6 protein-coding genes are annotated in these 9,343 nt (G+C 75.2%); 5 read left to right on the top strand and 1 reads right to left on the bottom strand.

Annotated elements, in window-relative coordinates; genetic code table 11:
* Positions 1–643 (top strand): hypothetical protein (locus ACFU7Z_RS28855; RefSeq protein WP_380780626.1); only part of this gene is annotated, 643 nt, incomplete at its 5' end.
* 43 nt (positions 644–686) lie between these two features.
* Positions 687–3,425 carry a right-handed parallel beta-helix repeat-containing protein gene (locus tag ACFU7Z_RS28860; RefSeq protein ID WP_380780628.1) on the top strand — a complete coding sequence of 913 codons (2,739 nt, stop codon included), beginning with the start codon at positions 687–689 and terminating at the stop codon, positions 3,423–3,425.
* Positions 3,426–3,505: 80 nt separating this feature from the next.
* Here the strand turns inward: ACFU7Z_RS28860 and ACFU7Z_RS28865 are convergent, their stop codons facing one another.
* The gene (locus tag ACFU7Z_RS28865; protein WP_375874425.1) at positions 3,506–4,141 is read right to left on the bottom strand and encodes a hypothetical protein; all 636 of its coding nucleotides are present in this window, start codon (positions 4,139–4,141) and stop codon (positions 3,506–3,508) included.
* A 240-nt stretch (positions 4,142–4,381) separates the two neighbouring features.
* Here ACFU7Z_RS28865 and ACFU7Z_RS28870 point away from each other — a divergent pair, with 240 nt between their 5' ends.
* From ACFU7Z_RS28870 to eccCa, 3 genes are all read left to right on the top strand, one after another.
* Positions 4,382–4,684, top strand: coding sequence for a WXG100 family type VII secretion target (locus tag ACFU7Z_RS28870; RefSeq protein WP_049655551.1), 303 nt, complete (start codon positions 4,382–4,384; stop codon positions 4,682–4,684).
* Complete coding sequence (locus ACFU7Z_RS28875; protein ID WP_380780631.1) at positions 4,684–5,181, top strand: WXG100 family type VII secretion target; 498 nt, start codon at positions 4,684–4,686, stop codon at positions 5,179–5,181. Before ACFU7Z_RS28870 ends, ACFU7Z_RS28875 begins: the two co-directional genes overlap by 1 nt.
* Before the next feature lie 90 nt (positions 5,182–5,271).
* Entirely contained in the window at positions 5,272–9,300 is a 4,029-nt protein-coding gene (eccCa, locus tag ACFU7Z_RS28880; protein WP_380780633.1) for a type VII secretion protein EccCa, read from the top strand.
* Positions 9,301–9,343 lie beyond the last annotated feature (43 nt).

The raw sequence follows: 9,343 nt of genomic DNA on the forward strand, positions 1-9,343 counted from the left end.
GCCCCGGAACAACCAGGCGGCCCCGGCGCCGGCGGCTCCCGCCCCGGCCGCTCCCGCCCCCGCGGCCCCGGCCCCGGCGGTCCCGGCGCCCAACCTGGCGGCGGCCAAGTCCGCCGCCTACACGGCGGTGGCCGGCTACGGCTGCCCGTCCAACAGCCTCCAGGGCTTCTCCGAGGCCGGCCGGTACTCCAACGGCAGCGCCGGCTGGGTCAGCGTGGGCAGCGCCGGCTGGGCGCAGGACGGCTGCAAGGGCCAGTTCGACGCGATGCCGATGTCGGGCGACGCGAAGGAGGACGACCGGAGCAACTACGCCCTGTGGACCTTCTCCCCGGGCGCGGCGGGCCTGCGCACGGCCACCTGCCAGGTCCAGGTGTACACGCCCAAGGACGGCGACATCACGCACGTCGGCGGGGAGCCGGCGCACTTCGAGGCCTACGGGTCGTCCAGCCTCTCCTCCGGGATGCTGAACGCCTTCGACGTCGACCAGCGGGGCCACCTCGGCGAGTGGAAGGACGTCGGCACGTTCAAGACCACGACCGGGGTGCTGATGATCAAGCTGGACAGCCGGGGCCTGGACTGGCACGGGAAGACGAAGACCAACGCCCACCTGGCGGTCGCCCAGATGCGGGCGACCTGCAATTGAGCCCTGTGGTCGCCGTGGTACCAGGCCCCGAAGGGGTGCGCGCATGAGCAAGACGTGGGTCAAGGTCGCCCAGCGGGGCTGGGGCGTCCAGCGCAGCATCGGCGCGGCGGTGCGCACGGCCGCCGACGGCGGGGTCGTCTCGGTGATGCCGGGCGAGTACGCGGAGAGCGTGCTGCTGGAGCGCGGGGTCAGCCTGGAAGCGGCCGAGGGGCCGGGGACGGTCACGATCGCCCCGGCGCGCGGGCCCGCGCTCACCGTGGCCGGCGGCAGCCCCACCGTGCGGGGGCTGCTGCTGCGCGGCGCCGACCCGCGGGAGCCGGCCGTGCTGATCGGCGGCGGCGCACCCGTGCTGGAGCACTGCGAGGTGGTCGGCGGCCGGGTCGAGGTGGCCGGGCGGGCCGCGCCGGTGCTGCGCGACTGCGCCGTCCGCGGGGCGGTCGGCGTCGGCCTGCGCCTGGGCGGGGACAGCCGGGCCGTGGTCGAGGGCTGCGCGGTGGCCGACACCGAGGGCGTCGGGCTGCTGGTCGCCGAGGGCGCCGTCCCCGAGGTGCGGAGCACCAGGATCGGCCCGAGCAGCGCCCAGGGCCTGTACGTCGGCGGCACCGGCGGCGGCTCGTTCGAGGGCTGCGAGGTGACCGGCAGCGGTGGCGCGGCCGTCCGGGTGGCCGACGCGGCGGCCCCGGTGCTGCGCGCCTGCCGCCTGCACGGCAACCACGCGGCGGGCCTGCACGTCTCGGCCGACACCCCCGAGCCGCTCGCGGCCGGGTCGGCCGAGCCGGCCGAGGGCGGTACCGTGCTGACGGACTGCGAGATCACGGGCGCCGCCACCGTGGGCGTCCTCGCCGACGAGGACGCCCGGGTGCTGCTGCGGGACTGCCGGGTCGCGCGGACCGGCGGCGCCGGGATCGTGGCCGTGGACCGCAGCCGCCTGCGCCTGTACGACACCGTCACCACCGACACCGGCGACACCGGGCTGGCCCTGGGCCAGAGCGCCTCGGCGCGGGTCGAGGGCGGCGGCTTCCTGCGCGCCACCGGCAACGGCGTGTACGTGGCGGGCGAGGCCGAACTGGCGCTGAGCGGCAGCGAGGTGGCGGACGCGGGCTTCAGCTGCCTGCACCTGGGCGAGGGCGGCTCCGCCGACCTGGCCGACTGCCGCCTGCACGGCACGCCGGAGCACGGCATCAGGGTCACCGGCAACTCCCTGCTGAGCGCCGAGGGCACCACCGTCGAGCAGGCCCGGATGGCCGGGGTCTCGGTGGAGGAGCGGGCCGACGCGGTGCTGCGCGGCTGCACCGTACGGGCCACCGGCATCGGCGTACGCCTGGACACCCGCCACCGCCCGCTGCTGGAGGACTGCGAGATCGCCGCCACGGCGGGCGCGGGCGTGGAGGTCGGCGAGCGCACCGGCGTGCTGCTGAACCGCACCAGGATCCACGACACCGGCGGCTCCGGCCTGCTCGCCGCCGAGCGGAGCACCCCCGTGCTGGACGGCTGCGAGATCACCGACACGGCGGGCAGCGGCATCGTGGTGCGGGCGGGCGCCGACCCGCGGGTGCGGGCCAGTACGATCGCGCGCACCGCCAAGAACGGCCTGTACCTGGACGAGGGCGCGCACGGCCTGCTGGAGGACTGCGCGCTGTCCGAGACCGGCTACCCGGCCCTGTACGTCGGCGCGGGCGCCGATCCGGTGCTGCGCCGCTGCCTCGTCCACGACACCGCCGAGGACGTCGCGCTGGCCGAGCGGGCCGCCGCCGTGCTGGAGGACTGCCGGACGGAGCGGGTCGAGCAGGCCACCCTGCCGGCCGTCGGCGAGCCGGTCGCCCCGGGCACCCCGGCCGGGATCGCCCGGCCCTGGTCGCTGCCGGGAACGACGGCCGGAGCGACGGCGGGGGCGACGGCGGGGGCCGGCGCGCCGGCGGGCGACGGCGAGGCGGACGGGACGGAGGAGCGGGACCGCGCCGAGGCCGAACTGGCGGCCCTGCTCGCGGAGTTGCACCGCCTGGTCGGCCTGGAGCGGGTCAAGCGCGACGTCGAGACCATGGTCAAGCTGATGCAACTGGTCCGGCGCCGCAAGGAGATGGGCCTGCCGCCGCCGCCCACCAGCCGCCACGTGGTCTTCGCGGGCAACCCGGGCACCGGCAAGACCACCGTGGCCCGGCTGTACGGGCGGATCCTGCACGCGCTGGGCATGCTCTCCAGCGGCCACCTGGTCGAGGCGGACCGCGGCGACCTGGTCGGCGAGTACGTCGGGCACACCGCGCCCAAGACCACGGCGGTGTTCCGCCGGGCGCTGGGCGGGGTGCTCTTCATCGACGAGGCCTACGCGCTGGTGCCGCACGGCCAGGGCGGCGACTTCGGCCAGGAGGCCATCTCGACGCTGGTCAAGCTGATGGAGGACCACCGCGACGAGGTCGTGGTGATCGTGGCCGGCTACCCCGGGGACATGCAGCGCTTCATCGACGCCAACCCGGGCCTGGCCTCCCGGTTCACCCGTACGCTGACCTTCGACGACTACCTCGGCCCGGAGCTGGTCGACATCGTCGCCCACCAGGCCGAGCAGCACCGCTACGACCTGCCGGAGCCGACCCTGGCCGCGCTGGCCGGGTACTTCACGGAGCTGCCGCGCGACGAGGGCTTCGGCAACGGCCGTACCGCCCGCCAGGTCTTCCAGTGGATCACGGAGCGGCACGCCCAGCGGATCGCCGACCTCGACGCCCCGACGGCCGAGGACCTGACCACCGTCCTGCCGCAGGACCTGCCGGAGCTGAGCACGGCGGTCTGACGTACGGCGGTCCGGGGCACGGCGGTCCGGCGCACGGCGCCCCGGGGCTCCCCGCCCCGGGGCACGGCGCCGGCGACCGGTCAGGCCGTCGGCCTCGGCGCGACCTCCGGGAGGATCGACCCGTGGTCGGCGGACGCGTAGGCCTGGCCCGCCAGGTCCAGCCGGGCCAGGTAGACGCCGTAGATCTCGACGGCGTCGGCCACCTGGCGCAGCGCCGTCTGCAGTTCGGGGTTGATGATCGGCGCGAACTTCTGGGCGGCCTTCTGGACGCCCTTGTCCGGGATGGGCCCCGTCCGCGCGATCGGGCCCATCCCGCCGGCCATCCCCGAGTTGTCGTACCAGGTCCCGACGGGGGCGAACTCCTGGCCCCAGAAGGTGCCGCTGGCGACCACGGCGTCCACCTTGGCCTTCAGGGCGTTGTAGGCGTCCACCACCCCGGAGGTGGTGGACGCCCCGCTGACGATGACGGAGTAGACCGTCGACAGGTCCACCGAGAAGGACGCGTGGCCGGGCGGCGCGGGGGCGGTCCCGGACGGGCCGGTCCCGGACGGGGCGTTGGCGGGGTTCGTGAAGCCCTCGTTGAAGCCCGGGACGTAGCCGTTCTCCCACAGCATCTTCAGGGTCGGGTCGGCCGCGCCCCCGCCCGGCTTGGGGTCTCCGCCGCCGCCGTCCTCGGGCGACGGGACGTAGATCGGGGAGTTGATCGGGGCGACCACGCGGACCTCCGGAGCAGGGAGCGGGCAGTGAACAGGGCCATCCTCGCCCACCGGCCGCCCGGGGCGGGAGGTCCCCGTTCGGGGACGCCGGGGGGACAGAAAGCGGGTCTGTCCCGCCCGTCCGGCCGCTGCCTAGACTCCGCAGGGCCGACGTGCGTACGTGGACCAGCCGTACGCGGATCGGGCCGGGCCGGACCGGTGCGGACCGGCCGAACGACGAGCCCCCGGGGAGCGCCTGCCGTGGCCTACACCTTGCAGGAATTCAAGGTCGACCTGCAGCAACTGCTCGAAGCGTCCGGCACGCTGGGCGCCGAGAGCGAGAACATCAAGGGGGAGATCGACGCGATCGCGACGGCCCTGGCGCCCCTGGAGACCGGCTGGATCGGCCCGGCCGGCACCTCCTTCGCCGCCATCACCAAGGTCTACAAGGACGACATGGTCGACCTGCAGAACCTGCTCGACGAGATGACCAGGCGGATGCGGTCGGCCTACCGGATGTACCACGACATGGAACTGGCCAACTACAACAACGTCCGCGCCTGATGAGCGTCGACCCCGGCGCCGGCACCCCCGCCCCGGCCACGCCCGACTACGACACGGTCAAGCTCACCATCCCGCTGCACGAGATGGCGGCCGCCAAGACCACCGTCGAGACCTCCCTGAACAGCATCCTGGACAGCCTGGTCACGATCGAGCAGACCCTCGCCGACCTCAAGCTGGGCTGGGCGGGACAGACCGCGGACCAGGCCAAAGCGATCTTCGACCAGTGGAACGCCTGCATGGCGGAACTGGTCGGGACCAAGACCAAGGCCAAGCCCGACGGCGCGGACGGGGTCTTCCAGCGGCTGATGATCGCCGTGGGCAGCGCGGCCGCCAACTACGACCACGCCGAGGACTTCATCGTCACCAAGCTCTTCGCGCCGCTCACCGCCGCCATCGGCGCCCCCTCGACGGGCTCCGGCGACCCGAACGCCTACAACCCGCCGCCGAAGGACCTCGTCAACGACAAGAGCAACACCGTGGTCGCCGAGATCTTCTGACCCGCCCGACCCCCGCCCCGGCCCCGGCGCGCCCCCGCGCCAGGGCCCGCCGCACCACCGCCGCAGTCGAGCACCGAGAGGCACAACCAGGTGAGCAGGATCCCCTTCCACCGGCCCACCCGCGCCCTGCCGCCGGCCCTGCCCGACCAGCGCGTGGTGCTGCCCGCCCCGCCGCAGACCCCGCAGGGCGCCAACTCCTCGGCCAGTACCTGGCTCTCCCTGCTGCTGCCGCTGATGAGCAGCATCAGCATGGCCGCCTACATGGTGATGTACCGCAACCCGCTGCTGATCGCGCTGGGCGTCGGCTTCGTGCTGATCTCGATCGCCGCCACCCTCGCCGTCCGCCACCAGATGCGCAGCGCGACCCGTCAGACCAAGGACCGCCAGCGCGAGCGCTACCTGCGCTACCTGACCGACGTCAAGAAGACGGCCCGCCAGGTCGCCGACAGCCAGCGGCTGGCGGCCGGCTGGCTGCACCCCTCGCCGGAGCGGCTCTGGGCGCTCGCCGAGCGCCGCCGCCGGGTCTGGGAACGGCGCGCCACCGACAAGGACTTCCTGCAGCTGCGCCTGGGCCAGGGGCAGGGCCCGCTGGCCACCCCGATCCAGCTCGGCACCCGCAACGACCCGCTCGCGGAGTACGACGAGCAGACCCACGCCGCCGCGCAGCGGGTGGTCGACCAGGCCGGTACGGTCGGCCGCCAGCCCGCCCTGGTCGACCTGGTCAGGACCGGCGTGCTCAGCCTGCTCGGCCCCGCCGACCGGACCAGGGCGCTGGCCCGCTCGCTGCTCTGCCAGCTCGCGGTGCTGCACGCCCCCGACGACGTCACCGTCGTGGTCTGCACCGGCGGCGACCCCGACTGGGAGTGGGCCAAGTGGCTCCCGCACACCCACGAGGCCGGCGCCCCGAGCCCGGCCGGTGTGGTCCCGCTGGTCGCCGCCGAGTTCGAGGCGCTCGCCGACGCCCTGGAGGGCGCGATCACCCGCGCCCAGGCCGAGCGGACCACCCGCCGGCCCGTCCTGGCGGGCGCCCCCGCCCCGGTGATGCGACGGCTCGTCGTCCTGCTCGACCCGTACGACCCGGCCGCCGCCTGGGCCCGCGGCCCGGTGGCCACCTCCCTGCTCGAATCGGCCGGGCCCGACCTGGGCATCACCGTGATCTGCCTGGTCGGCGCCGAGCGCGACGAGCCCACCCGCACCGAGGTGCGCGCCCGGGTGGGCGAGGACGGCTCGCTGGTCCTGGAGGGCCGCAACACCGAGCTGTACAGCCGGGTCGAGGGGGCCGTCGCGGACGCCCCCGCCCCGGAGCTCTGCGAGCTCACCGCGCGGGCGCTGGCCCCGCTGAGCCTGTCCGAGGAGCCCGAGCAGCTGCTGGCCCGCACCATCACCCTGCCCGAAATGCTCGGCACCCCCGACGTGGCCGCCTTCGACCCGTCCGTCAGCTGGATCCCGGCCGGCGACGAGCGGCTGCTGCGCCTGCCGATCGGCCTGTCCGGCGAGGGCGACCCGGTGCTGCTCGACCTCAAGGAGTCCGCCCAGGGCGGCATGGGCCCGCACGGCCTGATCGTCGGGGCCACCGGCTCCGGCAAGAGCGAACTGCTGCGCACCATGGTCACCGGGCTGGCGATGACCCACTCCCCGGAGCTGCTCAGCCTGGTGCTGGTCGACTTCAAGGGCGGCGCCACCTTCGCCGGCGTCACCGGACTGCCGCACGTGGCCGGCCTGATCACCAACCTCGCCGACGACCTCTCCCTGGTGGACCGGGTCCGCGCCGCCCTCCAGGGCGAACAGCAGCGCCGGCAGCGGCTGCTGCGCGCGGCCGGGAACGTCGACTCGCTGCGCGAGTACCAGCTGCGCCAGGCGGCCGGGCAGTGCGACGTGGACGGCAAGCCGCTGGAACCGCTGCCCTACCTGCTGATCGTGGTCGACGAGTTCGGCGAACTGCTCTCCCAGCGCTCCGACTTCATCGACCTGTTCGTCCAGATCGGCCGGGTCGGCCGCAGCCTGGGCATGCACCTGCTGCTGGCCACCCAGCGGCTGGAGGAGGGCCGGCTGCGCGGCCTGGAGTCGCACCTGTCGTACCGCGTCTGCCTGCGCACCTTCAGCGCCGCCGAGAGCCGCGCGGTGATCGGCACCCCCGACGCCTACCAGCTGCCCCCGATCCCCGGCTCCGCCTACCTCAAGGTGGACGAGTCGGTCTACCAGCGCTTCCGGGTCGCCCACATCTCCGGCCCGTACCAGGAGCCCGGCGCGGGCGAGGACGGCGCCGCGGCCGGCCTCCCGGTCGTGCCCTTCGAACTGCGCACCGCGCCGCAGGAGGAGCCCGAGGAGCCCGCCGAGTCCCAGCCGCCGGCCCTGCCCGCCGGCCCCACCGAGATGGAGGTGGCGGTCGACCAGGTCTGCCGGTTCGGGCAGTCCGTGCACCAGGTCTGGCTCGCCCCGCTGCCCGCCGCGATCCCGCTGGACAGCCTGATCGGCCCGGTCTCCGAGCAGCCGGGGCGCGGCCGCCAGGCCGGCCTGTGGCCCGGCACCGGCCGGCTCGCCTTCCCCGTCGGCGTGCTCGACCTGCCCCTCCAGCAGCAGCAGCTGCCGCTCCAGTTCGACTTCGAACGCGTCCACGGCAACCTCGCCCTGGTGGGCGCGCCGCAGACCGGCAAGAGCACCCTGCTGCGCACCACGGTGCTGTCCGCGATGCTCACCCACACCCCCGACGAGGTGCAGTTCTACGGACTGGACTACGGCGGCGGCAGCCTCGGCCCGCTGGAGGCCGCCCCGCACGTGGGCGCCGTGGCCGGGCGCCGCGACGAGCAGCGGGCCCGCCGGGTGCTGGCCGAGCTCGGCCTCCTGGTCGCCGCCCGCGAGCAGCTCTTCGGGGAGCTGGGCGTCGACTCGGTGGCGGCCTTCCGGGCGCTGCGCAAGGCCGACCGGCTGCCGGCCGGGACCCGGGCCGCCGACGTCTTCCTGCTGCTGGACAACTGGGGCGCGATCCGCACCGAACTGGAGGGCGCCGAGGCCTCGGTGCTGGACATCGCCTCCCGCGGCCTGGGCGTGGGCGTGCACGTGATCGTCACCGCCAACCGCTGGGCCGACATCCGGCCGAACCTGCGCGACAGCTTCTCCGGGCGCCTGGAGCTGCGGCTGAACGAGCCCACCGAGTCGGAGGTCAGCCGCCAGGCGAGCCGGCAGGTCCCCAACATCCAGGGCCGCGGCATCGTGTCGCCCGGCGTGCTGTACCAGGCCGTGCTGCCCCGGCTGGACGGCCGCGAGGGCACCGACGGCCTGGCCGAGGCCCAGGAGGACGCGCTCGGCAAGATCGCCGCCTCCTGGCCGGGCGCCGGCGCCCTGCCGGTGCTGATGCTGCCCGACCGGGTGCTGCTCGAGGACCTCGACCCCGCGGGGACGGCCGGCTTCGCCGCGGACGAGGTGCCGATCGGCGTCGGCGAGCGCGACCTGGCGCCGGTCGGCCTGGCGATGGGGCCGGGCGACCCGCACTTCCTGGTGTTCGGCGACGCCGGCAGCGGCAAGTCCGCCTTCCTGCGCACCTGGATGGCCGCCACGGCCGCCCGGAGCACCGCCTGGGAGTCCCGGTTCATGGTGATCGACTACCGGCGCAGCCTGCTGGACGCGGTGCCGGAGGACTACATCGGCGCCTACGCGGGCGACGCGGCCGCCGCCGAGGCCTACGTCGACCAGCTGGTCGCCAAGCTGGCCGAGCGGATGCCGCCGCCCGGCATCACGGCCGCCCAGCTCCGCGCCCGGGACTGGTGGGACGGTCCCGAGCTGTACGTGGTGGTGGACGACTACGACCTGGTCGCGGTCGGCCACCAGTCCCCGCTGGCCAGGCTCGCCGACTACGTCACCCAGGCCCGTGAGATCGGCCTGCACGTGGTGCTGGCCCGCCGGGTGGCCGGGGTCGGACGCCCGCTGATGTCCGACCCGCTGCTCTCCCGGCTCAAGGACCTGGGCACGGGCGGCCTGATCCTCTCCGGCGACCCGCGCGAGGGCGTCCTGCTGGGCGACCAGCGCGCGGCCCAGCGCCCCCCGGGCCGCGGCGTCCTCGTCCGGCGCTCCGGACCGGCCAGGCTGCTCCAGGTCGCGCTCCGCGAGGAGGAGCCGGCCTGACCAGCCGGGCTCCTCCCGCCGGGCCGGGGGCTCTCGCAGCCCC

The sequence above is a fragment of the Kitasatospora sp. NPDC057518 genome, assembly GCF_042802075.1.
Lineage (GTDB): Bacteria > Actinomycetota > Actinomycetes > Streptomycetales > Streptomycetaceae > Kitasatospora.